The organism is Endozoicomonas montiporae CL-33 (genome assembly GCF_001583435.1).
Taxonomy (GTDB): domain Bacteria; phylum Pseudomonadota; class Gammaproteobacteria; order Pseudomonadales; family Endozoicomonadaceae; genus Endozoicomonas_A; species Endozoicomonas_A montiporae.
On the sequence record NZ_CP013251.1, the window covers coordinates 1,178,586 to 1,200,734 of the forward strand.

Below are 22,149 nucleotides of genomic sequence, written 5' to 3' on the forward strand. Positions count from 1 at the left end.
TCGTCATTAATTCTTGCCATCGTTATCTTTTTCTCCATCAGTACGCTGTCGCTTGGCGGAGGGCTCCCAGGTGTGGGTGCGCCGGTGTCCTTTCAGGCCGCTTTCAAACTGGTATGCCCTGTCGCAGCCTTCGTAGTCGCACTTGAAGAGCTCCCCGGTGTGGATGCGCTGGTGTCCTTTCAGGCTGCCTTCATCCTGGTATGCCCTGTCGCAGCCTTCGTGGTCACACTTGAAGAGCTGCCCGGTGTGGGTGCGCTGGTGTCCTTTCAGGCCTTTTTCACTTTGGAATTGCCTGTCGCAGCCTTCGTAGTCGCACTTGAAGAACTCCCAGAAGTGTTGGATGCGCTGGTGTTTTTTCAGTTCTCTTTCATACTGGTATTCCTTGTCGCAGCCTTCGTAGTTGCACTTGAAGAGCTCCCCGGTGTGGGTGCGCAGGTGTCCTTCCAGGCCAAGTTTACTTCGGAATTGCTTGTCGCAGCCTTCGTGGCCGCATTTGTAACGATTTCGGGAGCCTGAGGTTGCAGGTGGGGATTTTTCTAGCGTTTGGGTCGTACTATCTGCTGCAGATAAAACGGTATCAAATCTGGCAGGGTGCATGTTGTTGAGTGGGTGTGGGTTAGATTTCTGTCCTTCTGTTTGTGGCTCGGCATTTACGCTACAAGCGAAAGAGCCATCCGGGTCAGGACGGCAGTGGGTCATTAAAAGTAAAGGTTGCTCTTGCGAATTGAGGTCATCCGGCGGGTTGACTCTAGGTCGTAGTTCACAAAGACCATTACAGGTCGGACAGCGGACAGTTTCACATCTGCTATGCCAGGGTTCATGGGGTTCATCCCCCTCGCCGTCATTTGTGCCATCTCTGACCCAGGTAGCGGCGGACTGATAATAAAATCCGCTGGGGTACTTCCGGCTGGTTAAGCCGCTACCTGTCACACCGGAAGTTACGCATGTCGTGTTTGAGTCTCCTCCTCCTGCCGGTAGTGTGATGATTTGCAATTCATGATTGGCATGAATCTCCTGTTGATCCAGTTGAGTGAACATTGGGGCTTCCAGGTTCCAGTAAGTTGTGGACAACCAGCCTACGACAATGGTTGCCACCACAGGTATCCATGAAAAGGGTTGGGGTTGATATGAGTCTTCCTGAAATGCCAGAAGCAGTTTGTAGCCTATGACTTCATTGGAGACATAGAGCAGCTCCCATGAAACCGACTTAACAACCTTTTTCGGCCTCTCCCAGTACCCCCTCGGACTATAGGGCTTATCATCAGGTGGCGTGTCTGGGACTGAATAGCTGTTTGTGCTGATAATTTCTGTCGGCTTGCTTTGCAACGACCCCATATCAATCATCTGCATTGCAGGCAGTGTATTCAGCTCAGGCTTTATAGAAAAGTTCTGGCTTGGTGAATCCGCATTCTGTTCAAGCTCAAGCTCAACGATCAAACTGTAAGTCTGCGAATCAGCCAGACAGACGAAAGATACGAAGAGCAGTACGTGGAAAAGTAGACTTTTAATGGCTCTATCCTCTGCTTTTCTGGATATGACAGGTGATAAGGATAGACAAATTGGAGTGTGAAGGATTTCTCAGGTGTTATACCCAAGTGAATTCAAGATGCAGGATTTAGCCTCTGAAAATTATCGTTAATTCTGCTGACTAACGAAGCACCAATTTCAGGTAACGTAACGTCCAGAAAATGATTAATCTTTTCTCGAAATTCTTTAGCCTTGGCAAAGTATTCATTATTCCGAGCATATTCATTCATCACCTTCCATAATCGCTCAATCGGGTTCAGATTTGGGCTGTAAGGTGGTAGGTAATGTAGTTTTATCCCCAATTTTTCCGCCTCCTCTACCACCTCTTTTGAACGATGATAACCAGCACCGTCAAGCACCATATGGATGACTGTCATGGATGCGTAGGATGCCCGAACTGTTCTGAAAAACTTGATAATCGCTTCGCCGTTGACGGTCTTGAACTGATCGAAAACAGCGGCAGATAGATTGTTCAGTTCAATGGCGCCAACAATGTTTAATCGGGTACGGCTCCCCGTCGTGTTGATGATCTTATCAACCCCTTTGCGAATCCATCCTGAGGTGATTTTGGTGGCCTGTGTTGGATGAACTGCATCCATGAACAGCAACACTTCATCCTCTGGTAATGAGCTATCTCTTTAACACAAATCCTGAAACCCTTGCGGCACAAGCTCTGTAGAAATAACGACAAAAGTCGTATAGCGAGTCGGTCGTGTTTTCATAGTCTTCATTTATCAAGGGTTTCAGGACGGTCGCCCCGTCATAAATTGTCAGAAGGTTAAATATTCAATATTTGTGTTAAAGAGATAGGGTAATGAGGCCTTCAGGGCATCATAGTGTTTGACAAATTCAGCTTGTTTGTCCGCATCAGCCTTGTGCGGAACGCCTTTTGGTTTTTTATAGGTAAAGCCTTTCTGATGCAGCCACTTGTTCAGACCTGATACTCGATGCTGCAGTTTTTGATATTTGAGGGAGAGCAGGAAATGGCAGGGTGGCATAAGAGCAGACTACTACTGCAGCTCCGAATTCAAGCCTTGCGAGATTCCATCATAGCCACAGCAGCAGGTTGGAGGTAAGATCTCATAGGAACTTAATAACCGTCAAGTGTCGTATCTTGCTAATTCGCCCATTACCCGTTGTCACTGCCTTTCTGGATGCTTTGAATGATTCGCTCAAGTCCATCAATTCCTCTGCGCAGTTGAGTAGATCCCAGAAAGTGGCACTGGGCGTTTTTATCATTGGAATCGTGGTAACTAAAACTATTAACTGGGCTGCTTTTGAGCGCAGAAGCTTAGGCAGATTCAAAGCGACCCGTCTGTGCTGGATGTTTTATCAAGCAGAAATTGCATGGCAAAGCCTGCTACAGGCCAGCGTCAGAAATATTCTTCTACGCTATGGAATACAAAGTGGAACCCTTGCTATCGACGATACAGGAAAAAAGCGCACTAAAAGGACTTCAAAAATCGACGGTGCCCATAAGATAAAAGACAAATCAACAGGTGGTTATTTTAATGGGCAGGAACTGGTGTTTATGGTGCTCGTTACTGAAGTAGCTACCTTTCCAGTAGGGTTTCGCTTTTATATTCCTGACCCTGAGTTATCTGCATGGAGGAAGAAAGACAAGGCGCTCAGGAAGCAAGGCATTCAGAAAAAAGAACGACCGAACCGTCCTGAGCCAGATCATGTTCGTTACCCCACCATGCAGTCGTTGACGCTGGTTATGCTGCAAGAATTTGTTGATTCGTTTCCCAACATTACGATCAAAGCAATTCTCGCTGATGCACTGTATGGCACAGGAGACTTTATGGATAAGGCTGCGGAAATAACAGGCGGAGCCCAGGTTGTCAGCCAACTGCGCTCGAATCAGAAAGTATCCAACCGAAACACTCGGAAGCGACTCTCAAAGCTTACTTTTCGCGCCAGAAAGGCGCTGAAACTCAACTCATAATACGCGGTGGCAAAGAAGAGCAGGTCACGATGCTGGCTGCTCGGCTGTATGTTAAGGCTCATGGGAAAAGACGTTTTGTTATTGCCCTGAAGTATGAGGGTGAAGAGGATTATCGCTATCTGGTGGCTTCAGATATGTCATGGCGGCATACCGACATAGCCAGGATTTACACCTTGAGGTGGTTGGTCGAGGTTTTCATTCAAGACTGGAAAGCTCATTGTGGCTGGAACAGGTTGAGCAAACAGCAAGGTGCTGACGGATCGCAGCGCGGCGTGATCCTGAGCCTGCTGTGCGAACACATGCTGTTACTGCACCCTGAGCAATTCGTCCTACTGAAAAACAAACAGGCCGGAATGCCCGCAGGCTGTCTGATCGAACGCCTCAATGCAGAAGCCTTGCTTGCTACGGTGAAATCAGTGGTTGAATCGGAAGATCCAGATACCGAGCTTAAGGCTCTGGCCTTAGCCTTAGAGCATACTTTGCCCAAGCGGGAGTCGAGCAGGCATATGGCTGGTAGAGACCTGGGAGAACAAAAGGCAACTGACTCACTCAAAGCACACGCCCGGAAGTTTAAACTTTTAGATGCAGCTTAGAATCGAGATAAATACGTTACTTGTTTAGGTAAAACTGCAGCATCGAGTGATACGGTGTATTTGATGTCCCAGCGATCAGAAATGTAGGCGACGATCTGATGCGTATGAGCATAGGTGTGTTCAGAAATATGCTCGATTAGCTGCCGGGTTTGTTCATCATTCAAATAGCTTTCGCTACCACCGTTGTCAGGCTTGAGTTTTTCCTTTTTCAGATAGTCATCAAGGTGGCGACAAATAGTGAATTCACTTTTTCTCAAGGCTTGTGCGATAGAAGACGGAGTCCAACCTTCAGATCTGAGCAAAACTGCTTTTATACGGTCACACTCTCGGGCATCCTGCGACTTTTTATGGCGGGATTCCAGAGCTGCTTTTTGCTGATCAGTCAGGATGATTTTGGGCATGAGCGAAGAATGTTAAAAAAGTACTGAAAAATCAAGCATCTTCAATGGTCACGGGTATAACCGCCACTATTTACTCCAGACGCACCTCTCCTGTTATTGCAAAATAATCGGTCTGTTTAGAGCAAGCCTTTCGTGACACTGGCGCAGTTCTGCCATCGTTTTACGGGTTACGATGCCAGTCATCACCATACGCGATTTGCACAGGATACATTCCAGCGGATCAACTCCGAAGCTGCTCTTCATCAGCGCCGGGAAACGGATTGGGATCGCCTTTCTTTCTGGTTGATCCAGAAGGTCATATACCTTTGGCAGCAGCTTTGACCGAACCCGGGTGGCAAGGAAGCCGTAGTAACGAATCATTCGGAAGCCTTTGTCCGGAATGTGCTGTACCAGCCGCTTGATGAAGTCCTCAACGCCACTGGTGAATCGCAAATACTGTTTGGTGGCGTGATTCAGATAGCTGAAAATCACCTCCTTGCCGTCGTAATGCTTCAGTCGGCTCATGGAGAGGGCGGGACGCTTCAAATAGCGACCCAGATATTTGATGTTGCGGTGGTGATTTTTACTGGGCTTGGCAAAGTGGACGATCCACGATTTCTTATAGTGAGTATCGAGCTAGCGGTTAAAGGTCGTTTTGCTGGCACCGGCTTTTTTAAGGGATTTCGGTAATTCCAGCTCACCCCGGATGAATGCCTGTCGAAGCAGGTTGATGACTTCGTACCGCCACATGGGCATCAATACCTGCTTGCTGAAGAAGATTTCCTTCCATGTATTTTTGTCATCGGTTAACCCGCCACAGGTGATGGACAGATGGACGTGAACATTCCACTTCAGGTCACGCCCAAATGTGTGCAGTGCCGTGAAAATGCCGGGTAAAACCCTTTTCTTTCCGGAGAGCTTCATCATAACTTTCGCAGCCAGTGCGCTGGGCTTTCCCAATAAATGACGGTTATAACGGAACAGCTCCCAAAGCTCCGAAGGCATGGTGAAGGTGATGTGTTGCCATTGGGTATCCGGAAGAATGGCTTTCTGTTGCTCTATCCACTGGTCCGTGAGCTTCTTGCCGCAGGTAGGGCAAAACCGGCTCTTGCAACTGAAGCAGATTTTCTTCTGGTGAGTGCATTTCGGGTTAATGCACTGGAACACCGCATAGTCGCGAACGGTCAGTCCGCAACTGTGCATTTTGATGACGTTATCGACGATGGCGGGGCACATGCGATGTTTGTATTTCTGGTAAAAACGCCACCATGAAGCTTTTTTTTGGAACAGCTCCTTGAGGCGGGTTGGAAGTCTAATCGTTTTCTCCTTTCTGTATCACGACTGGCTGCAACCGATCGTCATTAATTCTTGCCATCGTTATCTTTTTCTCCATCAGTACGCTGTCGCTTGGCGGAGGGCTCCCCGGTGTGGGTGCGCCGGTGTTCTTTCAGGCCGCTTTTATATTGGTATGCCTTGTCGCAGCCTTCGTGGTCGCACTTGAAGAGCTCCCCGGTGTGGGTGCGCTGGTGTCCTTTCAGGCCTTTTTCACTTTGGAATTGCCTGTTGCAGCCGTCGTGGTCGCACTTGACAAACTCCCCGTTGTGGATGATGCTCTGGTGTTTTTTCAGTTCTATTTCACTCTGGTATTCCTTGTCGCAGCCTTCGTGGTCGCACTTGAAGAGCTCCCCGGTGTGGGTGCGCAGGTGTCCTTTCAGGTCTTTTTCATACTGGTATTCCTTGTCGCAGCCTTCGTGGTCGCACTTGAAGAGCTCCCCGGTGTGGGTGCGCAGGTGTCCTTTCAGGCCAGGTTTACTTCGGAATTGCTTGTTGCAGCCTTCGTGGCCGCATTTGTAACGATTTCGGGAGCCTGAGGTTGCAGGTGGGGATTTTTCTAGCGTTTGGGTCGTACTATCTGCTGCAGATAAAACGGTATCAAATCTGGCAGGGTGCATGTTGTTGAGTGGGTGTGGGTTAGATTTCTGTCCTTCTGTTTGTGGCTCGGCATTTACGCTACAAGCGAAAGAGCCATCCGGGTCAGGACGGCAGTGGGTCATTAAAAGTAAAGGTTGCTCTTGCGAATTGAGGTCATCCGGCGGGTTGACTCTAGGTCGTAGTTCACAAAGACCATTACAGGTCGGACAGCGGACAGTTTCACATCTGCTATGCCAGGGTTCATGGGGTTCATCCCCCTCGCCGTCATTTGTGCCATCTCTGACCCAGGTAGCGGCGGACTGATAATAAAATCTGCTGGGGTACTTCTGGCTGGTTAAGCCGCTACCTGTCACACCGGAAGTTACGCATGTCGTGTTTGAGTCTCCTCCTCCTGCCGGTAGTGTGATGATTTGCAATTCATGATTGGCATGAATCTCCTGTTGATCCAGTTGAGTGAACATTGGGGCTTCCAGGTTCCAGTAAGTTGTGGACAACCAGCCTACGACAATGGTTGCCACCACAGGTATCCATGAAAAGGGTTGGGGTTGATATGAGTCTTCCTGAAATGCCAGAAGCAGTTTGTAGCCTATGACTTCATTGGAGACATAGAGCAGCTCCCATGAAACCGACTTAACAACCTTTTTCGGCCTCTCCCAGTACCCCCTCGGACTATAGGGCTTATCATCAGGTGGCGTGTCTGGGACTGAATAGCTGTTTGTGCTGATAATTTCTGTCGGCTTGCTTTGCAACGACCCCATATCAATCATCTGCATTGCAGGCAGTGTATTCAGCTCAGGCTTTATAGAAAAGTTCTGGCTTGGTGAATCCGCATTCTGTTCAAGCTCAAGCTCAACGATCAAACTGTAAGTCTGCGAATCAGCCAGACAGACGAAAGATACGAAGAGCAGTACGTGGAAAAGTAGACTTTTAATGGCTCTATCCTCTGCTTTTCTGGATATGACAGGTGATAAGGATAGACAAATTGGAGTGTGAAGGATTTCTCAGGTGTTATACCCAAGTGAATTCAAGATGCAGGATTTAGCCTCTGAAAATTATCGTTAATTCTGCTGACTAACGAAGCACCAATTTCAGGTAACGTAACGTCCAGAAAATGATTAATCTTTTCTCGAAATTCTTTAGCCTTGGCAAAGTATTCATTATTCCGAGCATATTCATTCATCACCTTCCATAATCGCTCAATCGGGTTCAGATTTGGGCTGTAAGGTGGTAGGTAATGTAGTTTTATCCCCCAATTTTTCCGCCTCCTCTACCACCTCTTTTGAACGATGATAACCAGCACCGTCAAGCACTATATGGATGACTGTCATGGATGCGTAGGATGCCCGAACTGTTCTGAAAAACTTGATAATCGCTTCGCCGTTGACGGTCTTGAACTGATCGAAAACAGCGGCAGATAGATTGTTCAGTTCAATGGCGCCAACAATGTTTAATCGGGTACGGCTCCCCGTCGTGTTGATGATCTTATCAACCCCTTTGCGAATCCATCCTGAAGTGATTTTGGTGGCCTGTGTTGGATGAACTGCATCCATGAACAGCAACACTTCATCCTCTGGTAATGAGGCCTTCAGGGCATCATAGTGTTTGACAAATTCAGCTTGTTTGTCAGCATCAGCCTTGTGCGGAACGCCTTTTGGTTTTTTATAGGTAAAGCCTTTCTGATGCAGCCACTTGTTCAGACCTGATACGGTGTATTTGATGTCCCAGCGATCAGAAATGTAGGCGACGATCTGATGCGTATGAGCATAGGTGTGTTCAGAAATATGCTCGATTAGCTGCCGGGTTTGTTCATCATTCAAATAGCTTTCGCTACCACCGTTGTCAGGCTTGAGTTTTTCCTTTTTCAGATAGTCATCAAGGTGGCGACAAATAGTGAATTCACTTTTTCTCAAGGCTTGTGCGATAGAAGACGGAGTCCAACCTTCAGATCTGAGCAAAACTGCTTTTATACGGTCACACTCTCGGGCATCCTGCGACTTTTTATGGCGGGATTCCAGAGCTGCTTTTTGCTGATCAGTCAGGATGATTTTGGGCATGAGCGAAGAATGTTAAAAAAGTACTGAAAAATCAAGCATCTTCAATGGTCACGGGTATAACCGCCACTATTTACTCCAGACGCACCTCTCGTGTTATTGCAAAATAATCGGTCTGTTTAGAGCAAGCCTTTCGTGACACTGGCGCAGTTCTGCCATCGTTTTACGGGTTACGATGCCAGTCATCACCATACGCGATTTGCACAGGATACATTCCAGCGGATCAACTCCGAAGCTGCTCTTCATCAGCGCCGGGAAACGGATTGGGATCGCCTTTCTTTCTGGTTGATCCAGAAGGTCATATACCTTTGGCAGCAGCTTTGACCGAACCCGGGTGGCAAGGAAGCCGTAGTAACGAATCATTCGGAAGCCTTTGTCCGGAATGTGCTGTACCAGCCGCTTGATGAAGTCCTCAACGCCACTGGTGAACCGCAAATACTGTTTGGTGGCGTGATTCAGATAGCTGAAAATCACCTCCTTGCCGTCGTAATGCTTCAGTCGGCTCATGGAGAGGGCGGGACGCTTCAAATAGCGACCCAGATATTTGATGTTGCGGTGGTGATTTTTACTGGGCTTGGCAAAGTGGACGATCCACGATTTCTTATAGTGAGTATCGAGCCAGCGGTTAAAGGTCGTTTTGCTGGCACCGGCTTTTTTAAGGGATTTCGGTAATTCCAGCTCACCCCGGATGAATGCCTGTCGAAGCAGGTTGATGACTTCGTACCGCCACATGGGCATCAATACCTGCTTGCTGAAGAAGATTTCCTTCCATGTATTTTTGTCATCGGTTAACCCGCCACAGGTGATGGACAGATGGACGTGAACATTCCACTTCAGGTCACGCCCAAATGTGTGCAGTGCCGTGAAAATGCCGGGTAAAACCCTTTTCTTTCCGGAGAGCTTCATCATAACTTTCGCAGCCAGTGCGCTGGGCTTTCCCAATAAATGACGGTTATAACGGAACAGCTCCCAAAGCTCCGAAGGCATGGTGAAGGTGATGTGTTGCCATTGGGTATCCGGAAGAATGGCTTTCTGTTGCTCTATCCACTGGTCCGTGAGCTTCTTGCCGCAGGTAGGGCAAAACCGGCTCTTGCAACTGAAGCAGATTTTCTTCTGGTGAGTGCATTTCGGGTTAATGCACTGGAACACCGCATAGTCGCGAACGGGTCAGTCCGCAACTGTGCATTTTGATGACGTTATCGACGATGGCGGGGCGCATTCGATGTTTGTATTTCTGGTAAAAACGCCACCATGAAGCTTTTTTTTGGAACAGCTCCTTGAGGCGGGTTGGAAGTCTAATCGTTTTCTCCTTTCTGTATCACGACTGGCTGCAACCGATCGTCATTAATTCTTGCCATCGTTATCTTTTTCTCCATCAGTACGCTGTCGCTTGGCGGAGGGCTCCCCGGTGTGGGTGCGCCGGTGTCCTCTCAGGCCGTTTTCATCCTGGTATGCCTTGTCGCAGCCGTCGTGGTCGCACTTGAAGAGCTGCCCGGTGTGGGTGCGCTGGTGTCCTTTCAGGCCTTTTTCACTTTGGAATTGCCTGTTGCAGCCGTCGTGGTCGCACTTGAAAAACTCCCCGTTGTGGATGATGCTCTGGTGTTTTTTCAGGCCTCTTTCATCCTGGTATGCCTTGTCGCAGCCTTCGTGGTCGCACTTGAAGAGCTCCCCGGTGTGGATGCGCTGGTGTTTTTTCAGGTCTTTTTCATACTGGTATACCTTGTTGCAGCCTTCGTGGTCGCACTTGAAGAGCTCCCCGGTGTGGGTGCGCAGGTGTCCTTCCAGGCCAAGTTTACTTCGGAATTGCTTGTCGCAGCCTTCGTGGCCGCATTTGTAACGATTTCGGGAGCCTGAGGTTGCAGGTGGGGATTTTTCTAGCGTTTGGGTCGTACTATCTGCTGCAGATAAAACGGTATCAAATCTGGCAGGGTGCATGTTGTTGAGTGGGTGTGGGTTAGATTTCTGTCCTTCTGTTTGTGGCTCGGCATTTACGCTACAAGCGAAAGAGCCATCCGGGTCAGGACGGCAGTGGGTCATTAAAAGTAAAGGTTGCTCTTGCGAATTGAGGTCATCCGGCGGGTTGACTCTAGGTCGTAGTTCACAAAGACCATTACAGGTCGGACAGCGGACAGTTTCACATCTGCTATGCCAGGGTTCATGGGGTTCATCCCCCTCGCCGTCATTTGTGCCATCTCTGACCCAGGTAGCGGCGGACTGATAATAAAATCCGCTGGGGTACTTCCGGCTGGTTAAGCCGCTACCTGTCACACCGGAAGTTACGCATGTCGTGTTTGAGTCTCCTCCTCCTGCCGGTAGTGTGATGATTTGCAATTCATGATTGGCATGAATCTCCTGTTGATCCAGTTGAGTGAACATTGGGGCTTCCAGGTTCCAGTAAGTTGTGGACAACCAGCCTACGACAATGGTTGCCACCACAGGTATCCATGAAAAGGGTTGGGGTTGATATGAGTCTTCCTGAAATGCCAGAAGTAGTTTGTAGCCTATGACTTCATTGGAGACATAGAGCAGCTCCCATGAAACCGACTTAACAACCTTTTTCGGCCTCTCCCAGTACCCCCTCGGACTATAGGGCTTATCATCAGGTGGCGTGTCTGGGACTGAATAGCTGTTTGTGCTGATAATTTCTGTCGGCTTGCTTTGCAACGACCCCATATCAATCATCTGCATTGCAGGCAGTGTATTCAGCTCAGGCTTTATAGAAAAGTTCTGGCTTGGTGAATCCGCATTCTGTTCAAGCTCAAGCTCAACGATCAAACTGTAAGTCTGCGAATCAGCCAGACAGACGAAAGATACGAAGAGCAGTACGTGGAAAAGTAGACTTTTAATGGCTCTATCCTCTGCTTTTCTGGATATGACAGGTGATAAGGATAGACAAATTGGAGTGTGAAGGATTTCTCAGGTGTTATACCCAAGTGAATTCAAGATGCAGGATTTAGCCTCTGAAAATTATCGTTAATTCTGCTGACTAACGAAGCACCAATTTCAGGTAAACGTAACGTCCAGAAAATGATTAATCTTTTCTCGAAATTCTTTAGCCTTGGCAAAGTATTCATTATTCCGAGCATATTCATTCATCACCTTCCATAATCGCTCAATCGGGTTCAGATTTGGGCTGTAAGGTGGTAGGTAATGTAGTTTTATCCCCAATTTTTCCGCCTCCTCTACCACCTCTTTTGAACGATGATAACCAGCACCGTCAAGCACCATATGGATGACTGTCATGGATGCGTAGGATGCCCGAACTGTTCTGAAAAACTTGATAATCGCTTCGCCGTTGACGGTCTTGAAACTGATCGAAAACAGCGGCAGATAGATTGTTCAGTTCAATGGCGCCAACAATGTTTAATCGGGTACGGCTCCCCGTCGTGTTGATGATCTTATCAACCCCTTTGCGAATCCATCCTGAAGTGATTTTGGTGGCCTGTGTTGGATGAACTGCATCCATGAACAGCAACACTTCATCCTCTGGTAATGAGGCCTTCAGGGCATCATAGTGTTTGACAAATTCAGCTTGTTTGTCCGCATCAGCCTTGTGCGGAACGCCTTTTGGTTTTTTATAGGTAAAGCCTTTCTGATGCAGCCACTTGTTCAGACCTGATACGGTGTATTTGATGTCCCAGCGATCAGAAATGTAGGCGACGATCTGATGCGTATGAGCATAGGTGTGTTCAGAAATATGCTCGATTAGCTGCCGGGTTTGTTCATCATTCAAATAGCTTTCGCTACCACCGTTGTCAGGCTTGAGTTTTTCCTTTTTCAGATAGTCATCAAGGTGGCGACAAATAGTGAATTCACTTTTTCTCAAGGCTTGTGCGATAGAAGACGGAGTCCAACCTTCAGATCTGAGCAAAACTGCTTTTATACGGTCACACTCTCGGGCATCCTGCGACTTTTTATGGCGGGATTCCAGAGCTGCTTTTTGCTGATCAGTCAGGATGATTTTGGGCATGAGCGAAGAATGTTAAAAAAGTACTGAAAAATCAAGCATCTTCAATGGTCACGGGTATAACCGCCACTATTTACTCCAGACGCACCTCTCCTGTTATTGCAAAATAATCGGTCTGTTTAGAGCAAGCCTTTCGTGACACTGGCGCAGTTCTGCCATCGTTTTACGGGTTACGATGCCAGTCATCACCATACGCGATTTGCACAGGATACATTCCAGCGGATCAACTCCGAAGCTGCTCTTCATCAGCGCCGGGAAACGGATTGGGATCGCCTTTCTTTCTGGTTGATCCAGAAGGTCATATACCTTTGGCAGCAGCTTTGACCGAACCCGGGTGGCAAGGAAGTCGTAGTAACGAATCATTCGGAAGCCTTTGTCCGGAATGTGCTGTACCAGCCGCTTGATGAAGTCCTCAACGCCACTGGTGAATCGCAAATACTGTTTGGTGGCGTGATTCAGATAGCTGAAAATCACCTCCTTGCCGTCGTAATGCTTCAGTCGGCTCATGGAGAGGGCGGGACGCTTCAAATAGCGACCCAGATATTTGATGTTGCGGTGGTGATTTTTACTGGGCTTGGCAAAGTGGACGATCCACGATTTCTTATAGTGAGTATCGAGCTAGCGGTTAAAGGTCGTTTTGCTGGCACCGGCTTTTTTAAGGGATTTCGGTAATTCCAGCTCACCCCGGATGAATGCCTGTCGAAGCAGATTGATGACTTCGTACCGCCACATGGGCATCAATACCTGCTTGCTGAAGAAGATTTCCTTCCATGTATTTTTGTCATCGGTTAACCCGCCACAGGTGATGGACAGATGGACGTGAACATTCCACTTCAGGTCACGCCCAAATGTGTGCAGTGCCGTGAAAATGCCGGGTAAAACCCTTTTTATTTCCGGAGAGCTTCATCATAACTTTCGCAGCCAGTGCGCTGGGCTTTCCCAATAAATGACGGTTATAACGGAACAGCTCCCAAAGCTCCGAAGGCATGGTGAAGGTGATGTGTTGCCATTGGGTATCCGGAAGAATGGCTTTCTGTTGCTCTATCCACTGGTCCGTGAGCTTCTTGCCGCAGGTAGGGCAAAACCGGCTCTTGCAACTGAAGCAGATTTTCTTCTGGTGAGTGCATTTCGGGTTAATGCACTGGAACACCGCATAGTCGCGAACGGTCAGTCCGCAACTGTGCATTTTGATGACGTTATCGACGATGGCGGGGCACATGCGATGTTTGTATTTCTGGTAAAAACGCCACCATGAAGCTTTTTTTTGGAACAGCTCCTTGAGGCGGGTTGGAAGTCTAATCGTTTTCTCCTTTCTGTATCACGACTGGCTGCAACCGATCGTCATTAATTCTTGCCATCGTTATCTTTTTCTCCATCGTTATCTTTTTCTCAATCAGTACGCTGTCGCTTGGCGGAGGGCTCCCCGGTGTGGGTGCGCCGGTGTCCTTTCAGGTCTCTTTCATACTGGTATGCCTTGTCGCAGCCTTCGTGGTCGCACTTGAAGAGCTCCCCGGTGTGGATGCGCTGGTGTCCTATCAGGCCATTTTTACTTCGGAATTCCTTGTCGCAGTCTTCGTAGTCGCACTTGAAGAGCTCCCCGGTGTGGGTGCGCTGGTGTTCTTTCAGGTCTTTTTCATCCTGGTATGCCTTGTAGCAGTCTTCGTGGTCGCACTCGAAGAGATCCCCGGTGTGGATGCGCTGGTGTGCTTTCAGGCCTTTTTTATACTGGTATACCTTGTCGCAGCCTTCGTGGTCGCACTCGAAGAGATCCCCGGTGTGGATGCGCTGGTGTCCTTTCAGGCCATTTATACTTTGGAATTGTTTGTTGCAGCCTTCGTGGCCGCATTTGTAACGATTTCGGGAGCCTGAGGTTGCAGGTGGGGATTTTTCTAGCGTTTGGGTCGTACTATCTGCTGCAGATAAAACGGTATCAAATCTGGCAGGGTGCATGTTGTTGAGTGGGTGTGGGTTAGATTTCTGTCCTTCTGTTTGTGGCTCGGCATTTACGCTACAAGCGAAAGAGCCATCCGGGTCAGGACGGCAGTGGGTCATTAAAAGTAAAGGTTGCTCTTGCGAATTGAGGTCATCCGGCGGGTTGACTCTAGGTCGTAGTTCACAAAGACCATTACAGGTCGGACAGCGGACAGTTTCACATCTGCTATGCCAGGGTTCATGGGGTTCATCCCCCTCGCCGTCATTTGTGCCATCTCTGACCCAGGTAGCGGCGGACTGATAATAAAATCTGCTGGGGTACTTCTGGCTGGTTAAGCCGCTACCTGTCACACCGGAAGTTACGCATGTCGTGTTTGAGTCTCCTCCTCCTGCCGGTAGTGTGATGATTTGCAATTCATGATTGGCATGAATCTCCTGTTGATCCAGTTGAGTGAACATTGGGGCTTCCAGGTTCCAGTAAGTTGTGGACAACCAGCCTACGACAATGGTTGCCACCACAGGTATCCATGAAAAGGGTTGGGGTTGATATGAGTCTTCCTGAAATGCCAGAAGCAGTTTGTAGCCTATGACTTCATTGGAGACATAGAGCAGCTCCCATGAAACCGACTTAACAACCTTTTTCGGCCTCTCCCAGTACCCCCTCGGACTATAGGGCTTATCATCAGGTGGCGTGTCTGGGACTGAATAGCTGTTTGTGCTGATAATTTCTGTCGGCTTGCTTTGCAACGACCCCATATCAATCATCTGCATTGCAGGCAGTGTATTCAGCTCAGGCTTTATAGAAAAGTTCTGGCTTGGTGAATCCGCATTCTGTTCAAGCTCAAGCTCAACGATCAAACTGTAAGTCTGCGAATCAGCCAGACAGACGAAAGATACGAAGAGCAGTACGTGGAAAAGTAGACTTTTAATGGCTCTATCCTCTGCTTTTCTGGATATGACAGGTGATAAGGATAGACAAATTGGAGTGTGAAGGATTTCTCAGGTGTTAGAGTGCTGTACAGGGCAAAAAGTCGCCGCAAAGCGGCCTCCTTGTGAAAGGCGTTTTGCAGGAGCACCGGGTGAAAGGAATGAGGCCTGCTTTACAGGCCCCCTTCAGAAGTAAATTATTTGCTCTTGAACTTCTTGATAACCGGCTTCACTTTTGATGAGCAGGCGTTGGTCTGATGGATAGCTGCCAGAAGAACCGGGTCAATCGCTTCAGGTATAACACCGCGAGGCTGATAGGTTTCTTTTGGCATGCGCACCGTTCGATGGTCGTCTGTTACAAATATCATTATTTTATCCCTCCCCTGTCCTGCTATAGAGTTTTAGCAGTAGACAAGATAGTAATTAATACGTACTAACCGCTAAAAAGCTTTACAGTTGATTTAAGTCAATTTTTGTCGCTAAAAACGAGTTGCGCAGAGCGGTTTAATCTATTTGACGGGTTGTTTTGTTGTCCGCTGTCAAGGTTTGTGTCGCTACTGTTTTTATTTGAACTTCTGGAGTTGTTTTAATCCTGAGAGCGATTTTCCTGTGAGCACGCTTTTCAGCAACGTTCCCGAATATAAACAATTAACGTCGTTTATTCAGGTGTTATTTTTAAACGGTCGTATGAATTGTGGCTTTTATGCCTGCTGCTTCAGCTCATCATTTCATAGAGATTCATGCTATGACTCGGGGTGAGTCAGTATGTTTTATAATTTGCGTTGCTTGACGTATTTTACCATGCGCTCATCATTTCGATGTCAGTGACATGCCAATGGTTCAGGAGAACGTCGATGCTGACCATTTACAGTGAACAGCAAAAGCTGCACAACCCGGCCAGGGAATTTCTTGGGGGCGATCTGGTACCTTATCTGGAATCTCCCAAGCGAATGGACTATGTGCTGGAAGCGCTTCAGCGCAACAACACGGGAAGAATTGAACGACCGGAAGGCTTTTCAACCGAACCCATAGCCAGAGTGCATCGACCGGATTACATTGCGTTTCTGGAAACGGCCTGGGAACGCTGGCATCAGACTTACCCTGAAGCGGATCAGGCTTCACCTTACTGCTTTCCCCATCGGGGACTCAGACATGTGATTCCGGAACAGATTGAGGGTGCTCTGGGGTATTATTCGATGGATTTGACGGCTCCGGTGGTAGAAGGTACCTGGAAGGCGATCAGGGCTTCGGTGGACTGTGCTCTGACTGCCGCAAAGCGAGTGCGGGAAGGAGAACCCGTTGCTTTCGCGCTCTGTCGTCCTCCCGGTCACCATGCTTCTGTTGACCTGATGGCGGGCTATTGCTTTTTCAACAATGCAGCTGTTGCTGCTCAGGCTTTGCTGGATAAGGGCGCTGATAAGGTAGCCATACTGGATGTTGATTATCACCATGGTCATGGTACCCAGTCGATCTTTTATTCGCGCAACGATGTCCTTTTTGCCTCCCTTCATGCCGATCCACGGCAGGACTACCCTCACTATCTTGGTCATGAAGATGAAACCGGCGAGGGTGACGGGCAGGGATTCAATCTTAACCTGCCGTTAGCATTGCATGTGACGGGCTGGGCGGAATATCGCAGGGCGCTGGAAGTGGCTCTGGGTCGAATTGACGAGTTCCAGCCGGATTACCTGGTGGTGTCGCTGGGAATGGATACTTATGAACGTGACCCGATCTCTTTCTTTTCTATCAAAACCCCTGATTTTGTGGAGCTGGGTCATTGTCTGGCAGCTCTGAAGACGCCTACTTTATTTGTGTTTGAAGGCGGGTACGAGCTGGAAGCTCTGGGAAATAACACGGTGTCTGTGCTGGAAGGATTCTCTTCTTTCTGACTTTTTCCGGTAGGTCAGTGGTAAGTCCGACAGACTCCTGTAACTGCCTTCACGGAGTTCGGGTATCTGTTCTCACTTACCACTTTTGTCTATACAGAAAAGCCCTGCAACTGTCGATAGAAAACCATGCAATTCTCCTAATTCACTGGAACACGCTATGAAACAGGATATACCACCGAAAGACAGGGCTGAGTGGACTGAGTTGGTCAGCGGTCAGCACAAAATGGAAAAATTTGTTCTTCAGTTACAGGTCGATAAGGTCAACAAAGGGGTAAAGTCTGGTGATATGACAGTGGAAGAAGCTGTCGATTATTTGTACGAGTATTTTGCCAAATACCCCAAAGGTTTTACCAATGATCTGAGAGCGGTGTTCAAAACATGGTGAGCAGTTTTTTTCCGCCTTACCTGAAACCTTATTCCAAACCTTATTCCAAGCGTTTTTACAAGTGTTTTTAGAAACAATGGATCAAGCCAGACGGAACTGAAGAATAAAAGGATTTATCATGAAAAAGTTACAAAGTGTCAATGAGGTCATACAGTTGATAGAGGCGGGCAAAGTGCTCTCTCTGGCTGGTGACGAGCGAGTGCTGTCACAGCTTCCCAAGGGGAACTGGGTTGCTGGAACGACGCCTTATTTTATGGGACGCAGTCAAGGCGAGTTCTCTCAGGAAAAAGTCTATGTTGATGAAATTGCCGAAGGTCTGACGCAACACAAGATCATGACCTACGATAAGCAAACGCTACCCTCCTTTACCGGGGATCGTTTTGATAATGGTTACTCCATACTGGTGATACCGGCTTTCTCACAGGTGCATTCCGATTTTGCCCTGTACGCTGATGGCTACGATCACCTTTACGACAATCCTGTGCTGGGCTGGGTGTCCGGCATTGATCTTGATTCCGGTGATACGCCAAAAGTTTATGACGGTTCCACTGGCACTGAGCTGACCGATAAAGTGGTGGCACTGCATGTTGAGTTGCCTTCAAATAAAATGCCGCAGTTGGAAATCATCAACATTCACAAGCCTGACCCTGATAGTCCTGTGATCGAGTTTGACACCGATGCGTTTGAGGCCGGGGATTGCCTGATTGACGGGCAGAAGGTGAATTTTGCCGAATATGTCTCGGAACATGGCATTGATACGCAGGTGCCGCTGACCAGTGATTACTCTGGAGCCATCATCAATACCTGCATCAAGGAAGTGAATGCCGATGATGGAAAAGTGCACTTCTATGCACCGGTATTTAAGGGGCGTGAATATCGCTTTGCCCGTCCATTGGCGGATTACGCCGCAGAGTTTGCCAGCAGTTTGCCACAGAATAAGAGAGAGGCTCAGTTTTCCTGTAACTGTATTCTCAACTTCCTGTACGGTGAGCTGAAGGGTAAACAAGCGGGACTGCCAGGACCGATAACCTTTGGCGAGATTGGATACCGCTTGTTAAACCAGACCATGACGTATCTTGAAGTGGTTGATCTGGACGATTGATAGCTGGTGCGATACTGGTCAGGAAGGAGAGCTCAGGCTCTCCTTTCTTATTTCATGCTTCAGAATACCTAACGCAGCCAATCCAAACCGCTGGTTCTGCGTCAGAACTCCTCGCAATAGCCAGCTATTACTCGTCGTTCTTCCTTGCCCAGCGATTTGGATTGGCTTGCTCATGGTCATATTTAGAAAACGGAATTGGTATTACAGTGTTTCAACTGGCTGTCACATGCTATTTGGCATGCCTGAAAGAGTCAGAGGCAGACGTGTGGTACGTGAATAAAAAACAGCAGTCGCATGTCGAACAGCGGTCTCCCTCCAGCCGTTATGGCAACAATGAGGAAGAACGCATTGCGTGGTTATAGCCTCTGGCTGATAGCGATCCGGATTTTTTACACGCTGGCAGGCAGATAGGATCAGGAGGAGCCTTTGCCCCTCTTTTTTCATTCAGACATTTTCATTCAGACAATTTCTCTCAATCCAGTGCTCTTTTTCCCAGAAGCGAATACAGCACAGGCACAACAAAGAGAGTCAGCAGCGTTGATACCAGCAGTCCACCAATAATGCTGGCTCCCATCGGTGCCCACATCACCGAACCGGATAAGGTAAGAGGCAGCAGTCCGCCAATAGTGGTCAGCGTAGTCAGTAAAATGGGCAGCAGCCGCACCTGGCCGGCTTCAAGAATGGCTTCCCTGAGTTCCATACCGTTCTTGCGCAACTGATTACTGTAATCCACCAGTATGATTGAATTGTTGACGACAATACCGACCAGCGAGGTCAGGCCAATAAAGGCAGTAAAAGAGAAGGTAAAACCGGCAAACCACAGCGCCAGAATCATCCCTGTTACTGCAAAAGGAATCGCAGTGAAGATGACCAGCGGCTGACTGAATGAATTAAACTGCAACACGAGCACCGCAAAGATGCCCAGCAGGGCGATCAGGAGCACTTTGGTCATTCCGTCAAAGGACTCTTCCCGTTGTTCCTGCTCGCCACCCACCTGATAGGAAACACCTTTTGGCCATTCGTACTGATCCAGTTCTGCCCGGATCGCATTGGTGACGGTTTCAGCCTGATAGCCAGCTTTCAGGTCGGCGGTAATGCGTGCCATACGTTCCGTCAAATGATGCTGGAAGCGGGGCAGGGCGTCCTGCATTTCCAGTTTAACCAGCTGTTTAACCGGAACCAGTTGTCCGCTGGCAGACTTCACCATCATACGATCAAAGTCTTCTATTTGTGGATCGCGACCCGATGACTGTCCTTTCACGATGATCGGATAATCTTCGCCGGAATGGTCCCGGAACTGGCTGACCGGTACGCCCACCAGACTGGCGCGAATTACCTGATCAATCGAGCTGATGGCAACCCCGTACATGGCGGCTTTATCGCGATTAATGGTGATGTTCAGGTCAACCTTGGGGTTGTCGAGAGGGTTATCAACATTCACCGTTCCCGGAGTACGGGCAATAATCTGCTCAATATCCCTTGAAACGGTCAGAACCCGATTCAGGTCATCACCCATAATTCGAAACGCTATCGGGGCTTCGTATGGAGGGCCCTGCAACAACTCTTTCACGACCACTCTGGCCCCGACAATACGATTGAACTCTTCTCTGAGGGTTTCGACAAATGGCTCCACCTCGCTCAGCTGACCGGAGTTCAGGTTGATAACCAGCTGCGCGTAGTTGGGCACCTGACGTTTAGGGAAAATGTTGTAGTAAATTCGAGGGTTATCTTTACCGATATTGCTGACCACGGAGCGTACCAGCGGGAAGTCTTTAACAATATCCTCAACCTGTCGTACTGCATCATCTGTTTGCTGAAAACTGGAACCTTCGGGCAACTCGACATTGACCAGCAGCATGGGCTTTTCAGCTTTGGGGAACATGCTGACTCCCAGTGTCCCTGCCAGCATGATAGAACCTGCCAGAGTGGCAACAGCAATCATCAGAATCAGTACCGGGTAGCGAAGCGCACCACTGAGCATGGCTTTATAGGGACCATGGGTAAAAGCCTGCAAACCTCTTAACAGTAAAGGCGGTTTGCTGTCGTGACCTTTCAGCATCACACTGGCGAGTAACGGCGACAGGCTCAGGGCAATAATCAGTGAAGCCAACAGGGTAAGAATGACCGTGACCGGCATGGAACGCAGGAAAATACCGGCTCCGGTCTGTAGCAGCATGATGGGCAGGAAAGCCAGAATGGTGGTCAGGGTTCCACTGATAACTGCCCAGCCCACCTGACTGGCTCCTTTCGCTGCAGCTTCCATGCGCGGATAGCCTTTTCGCAGAAAGCGGTGAACGTTTTCTGTGACGACAATGGCATTGTCAACCAGCAACCCCAGTGCAATCACCAGTCCGGCAATAGACATCTGTTGCAGCCCATAGCCTGCGAGATCAACCCAGCCCAGACCAATAAATACGGACAGTGGAATAGCAAGAATAATCACAATGGCAGATCGGGCACCGAGAAACAGAATGATCAGCAACCCTACCAGCACCAGACCCTGAATCAGGCTGTTAAAAAACTGTGAAACCCGTTCGTGTACGGATTCGCTCTGGTCATGGGCGATACCGATGTTGATATCGGCGGGTAGCTCCTGCTCAAACTGATCCAGTGTTTCTTTGATGCCGTCCATTACGGTGAAAATGTTGCTGCCTTTACGCTGCACAACAGTGATAAAAATGGAACGGGTTCCCTGAAACCGTGCCTGATAGGTGGGCAGGGCATCCGCAAAAGCGATATCAGCAATATCTTTTACAAACACCACCCGTCCCGGAGTGGAGACGACGGCGGTGCGTTCAACCGCTTCAATATCCTTAAAATCGCCACTGGTTCTTACGGTAAAGCGGCGTGACCCCGCCAGTACATGACCACCGGGAAGGTTAACGCCGGATGCCTGAATGGCAGAAATCAGATCTTCAACACCGATACCCAGTTCCTGCATTCGGGCAAGGTCGGCCCGAACCTGCAGTTGTTGTTCCGGAAACGCTTCGGTCGTGGCCTTTTTAATGCCGGGGATGCGCTCAAGGCGTTTCTCGAGCTTTTCACCGGTCAGGCGCAGGGTGTTATAACTTTGCGATTCCGACATCAGCGCAATCTGGATGATGCTGACATCGATCGGGGAAATTCGATCAATGGCCAGTACCGGAATGTCGTCGGGTAACTGGTCGCGGATTTTGGAAATCTCTGCAACCACATCGTCGTATTGATCCTGAGGGTCGGTACCGTAGAGGAATTCAACCCGTATGACAGCAAGGCCGTCTTCGATATCGCTTTTCAGAACTCTGATGTCGTCTAACTCATTGATGGCTTCCTCGATAGGGTCAACAATCAGTTTCTCCATATCCAAAGGGTTGGTTCCGGGATAGACGACACGAACCATAGTTGCAGGAAATGTAAACTGTGGATCTTCTGAGCGGGGCATGGTCATCAGCGACACAATACCCAGTGTCACCAGCAGCAACATGACTACCAGAGTAAAGCGGCGGTTTTGAATGGCGATAGCCGGGAGTTTCATGG

Annotated in this window: 13 protein-coding genes and 6 pseudogenes; 5 read left to right on the top strand and 14 right to left on the bottom strand. The window is 48.7% G+C overall.

Features of this window, described 5'->3' with window-relative positions; all coding sequences use genetic code 11:
• Nucleotides 1-6: 6 nt before the first annotated feature.
• The 3 genes and pseudogenes from EZMO1_RS05170 to EZMO1_RS27540 form a co-directional block, all read right to left on the bottom strand.
• A complete protein-coding gene (locus EZMO1_RS05170) occupies nucleotides 7-1,437 on the bottom strand; it encodes a C2H2-type zinc finger protein (protein WP_061509275.1) in 1,431 nt (476 codons plus the stop codon).
• A 164-nt stretch (nucleotides 1,438-1,601) separates the two neighbouring features.
• Entirely contained in the window at nucleotides 1,602-2,126 is a 525-nt protein-coding gene (locus EZMO1_RS05175) for an IS630 family transposase (RefSeq protein ID WP_420809938.1), read from the bottom strand.
• Nucleotides 2,127-2,301: 175 nt separating this feature from the next.
• Nucleotides 2,302-2,471: pseudogene (locus tag EZMO1_RS27540) on the bottom strand (helix-turn-helix domain-containing protein); the annotation flags it as partial.
• Between the two features lie 170 nt (nucleotides 2,472-2,641).
• Between EZMO1_RS27540 and EZMO1_RS05185 the strand changes: the two are divergent.
• A complete protein-coding gene (locus EZMO1_RS05185; protein WP_145912478.1) occupies nucleotides 2,642-3,475 on the top strand; it encodes a transposase in 834 nt (277 codons plus the stop codon).
• Nucleotides 3,476-3,504: 29 nt separating this feature from the next.
• Nucleotides 3,505-4,068, top strand: a complete 564-nt coding sequence (locus EZMO1_RS05190; RefSeq protein ID WP_051789638.1) for a transposase — start codon at nucleotides 3,505-3,507, stop codon at nucleotides 4,066-4,068.
• Here the strand turns inward: EZMO1_RS05190 and EZMO1_RS05195 are convergent.
• The 10 genes and pseudogenes from EZMO1_RS05195 to EZMO1_RS26545 form a co-directional block, all read right to left on the bottom strand.
• On the bottom strand, nucleotides 4,065-4,469 hold the full coding sequence (locus tag EZMO1_RS05195) for a helix-turn-helix domain-containing protein (protein WP_061509279.1): 405 nt from the start codon (nucleotides 4,467-4,469) through the stop codon (nucleotides 4,065-4,067). The two genes, EZMO1_RS05190 and EZMO1_RS05195, sit on opposite strands and share 4 nt — an antisense overlap.
• Nucleotides 4,470-4,562: 93 nt before the next feature.
• Nucleotides 4,563-5,765, bottom strand: a pseudogene (locus EZMO1_RS27545) (IS91 family transposase).
• Nucleotides 5,766-5,809: 44 nt separating this feature from the next.
• Nucleotides 5,810-7,240, bottom strand: a complete 1,431-nt coding sequence (locus EZMO1_RS05205; RefSeq protein ID WP_061509280.1) for a C2H2-type zinc finger protein — start codon at nucleotides 7,238-7,240, stop codon at nucleotides 5,810-5,812.
• 164 nt (nucleotides 7,241-7,404) lie between these two features.
• Nucleotides 7,405-8,335: pseudogene (locus EZMO1_RS05210) on the bottom strand (IS630 family transposase).
• Nucleotides 8,336-8,527: 192 nt separating this feature from the next.
• Nucleotides 8,528-9,731, bottom strand: a pseudogene (locus EZMO1_RS05215) (IS91 family transposase).
• A gap of 44 nt (nucleotides 9,732-9,775) precedes the next feature.
• Entirely contained in the window at nucleotides 9,776-11,206 is a 1,431-nt protein-coding gene (locus tag EZMO1_RS05220; RefSeq protein ID WP_061509282.1) for a C2H2-type zinc finger protein, read from the bottom strand.
• Nucleotides 11,207-11,370: 164 nt separating this feature from the next.
• Nucleotides 11,371-12,401 (bottom strand): annotated as a pseudogene (locus EZMO1_RS05225) (IS630 family transposase).
• A gap of 93 nt (nucleotides 12,402-12,494) precedes the next feature.
• Nucleotides 12,495-13,698: pseudogene (locus EZMO1_RS05230) on the bottom strand (IS91 family transposase).
• Nucleotides 13,699-13,787: 89 nt separating this feature from the next.
• Nucleotides 13,788-15,188, bottom strand: a complete 1,401-nt coding sequence (locus EZMO1_RS05240) for a C2H2-type zinc finger protein (RefSeq protein WP_061509285.1) — start codon at nucleotides 15,186-15,188, stop codon at nucleotides 13,788-13,790.
• A gap of 266 nt (nucleotides 15,189-15,454) precedes the next feature.
• Nucleotides 15,455-15,625, bottom strand: coding sequence for a hypothetical protein (locus EZMO1_RS26545; protein WP_160174041.1), 171 nt, complete (start codon nucleotides 15,623-15,625; stop codon nucleotides 15,455-15,457).
• A 486-nt stretch (nucleotides 15,626-16,111) separates the two neighbouring features.
• Here EZMO1_RS26545 and EZMO1_RS05245 point away from each other — a divergent pair, with 486 nt between their 5' ends.
• From EZMO1_RS05245 to EZMO1_RS05255, 3 genes are all read left to right on the top strand, one after another.
• Nucleotides 16,112-17,146 (top strand): histone deacetylase family protein, encoded by a 1,035-nt coding sequence (locus EZMO1_RS05245; protein ID WP_034874966.1) that lies wholly within the window; start codon nucleotides 16,112-16,114, stop codon nucleotides 17,144-17,146.
• Nucleotides 17,147-17,303: 157 nt separating this feature from the next.
• Complete coding sequence (locus tag EZMO1_RS05250; RefSeq protein WP_034874965.1) at nucleotides 17,304-17,531, top strand: hypothetical protein; 228 nt, start codon at nucleotides 17,304-17,306, stop codon at nucleotides 17,529-17,531.
• Nucleotides 17,532-17,649: 118 nt separating this feature from the next.
• A complete protein-coding gene (locus EZMO1_RS05255; RefSeq protein ID WP_034874963.1) occupies nucleotides 17,650-18,633 on the top strand; it encodes a DUF6976 family protein in 984 nt (327 codons plus the stop codon).
• A 472-nt stretch (nucleotides 18,634-19,105) separates the two neighbouring features.
• Here the strand turns inward: EZMO1_RS05255 and EZMO1_RS05265 are convergent, their stop codons facing one another.
• Complete coding sequence (locus EZMO1_RS05265; RefSeq protein WP_034874959.1) at nucleotides 19,106-22,147, bottom strand: efflux RND transporter permease subunit; 3,042 nt, start codon at nucleotides 22,145-22,147, stop codon at nucleotides 19,106-19,108.
• Between the last annotated feature and the right edge of the window lie 2 nt (nucleotides 22,148-22,149).

Excerpts from the sequence above, each read along its gene's own strand:
- EZMO1_RS05175 (WP_420809938.1), bottom strand. The coding sequence starts at position 2,126 with ATGGATGCAGTTCATCCAACACAGGCCACCAAAATCACCTCAGGATGG.
- EZMO1_RS05190 (WP_051789638.1), top strand. The coding sequence starts at position 3,505 with ATGCTGGCTGCTCGGCTGTATGTTAAGGCTCATGGGAAAAGACGTTTT.
- EZMO1_RS05195 (WP_061509279.1), bottom strand. The coding sequence starts at position 4,469 with ATGCCCAAAATCATCCTGACTGATCAGCAAAAAGCAGCTCTGGAATCC.
- EZMO1_RS26545 (WP_160174041.1), bottom strand. The coding sequence starts at position 15,625 with ATGATATTTGTAACAGACGACCATCGAACGGTGCGCATGCCAAAAGAA.
- EZMO1_RS05245 (WP_034874966.1), top strand. The coding sequence starts at position 16,112 with ATGCTGACCATTTACAGTGAACAGCAAAAGCTGCACAACCCGGCCAGG.
- EZMO1_RS05250 (WP_034874965.1), top strand. The coding sequence starts at position 17,304 with ATGAAACAGGATATACCACCGAAAGACAGGGCTGAGTGGACTGAGTTG.
- EZMO1_RS05255 (WP_034874963.1), top strand. The coding sequence starts at position 17,650 with ATGAAAAAGTTACAAAGTGTCAATGAGGTCATACAGTTGATAGAGGCG.
- EZMO1_RS05265 (WP_034874959.1), bottom strand. The coding sequence starts at position 22,147 with ATGAAACTCCCGGCTATCGCCATTCAAAACCGCCGCTTTACTCTGGTA.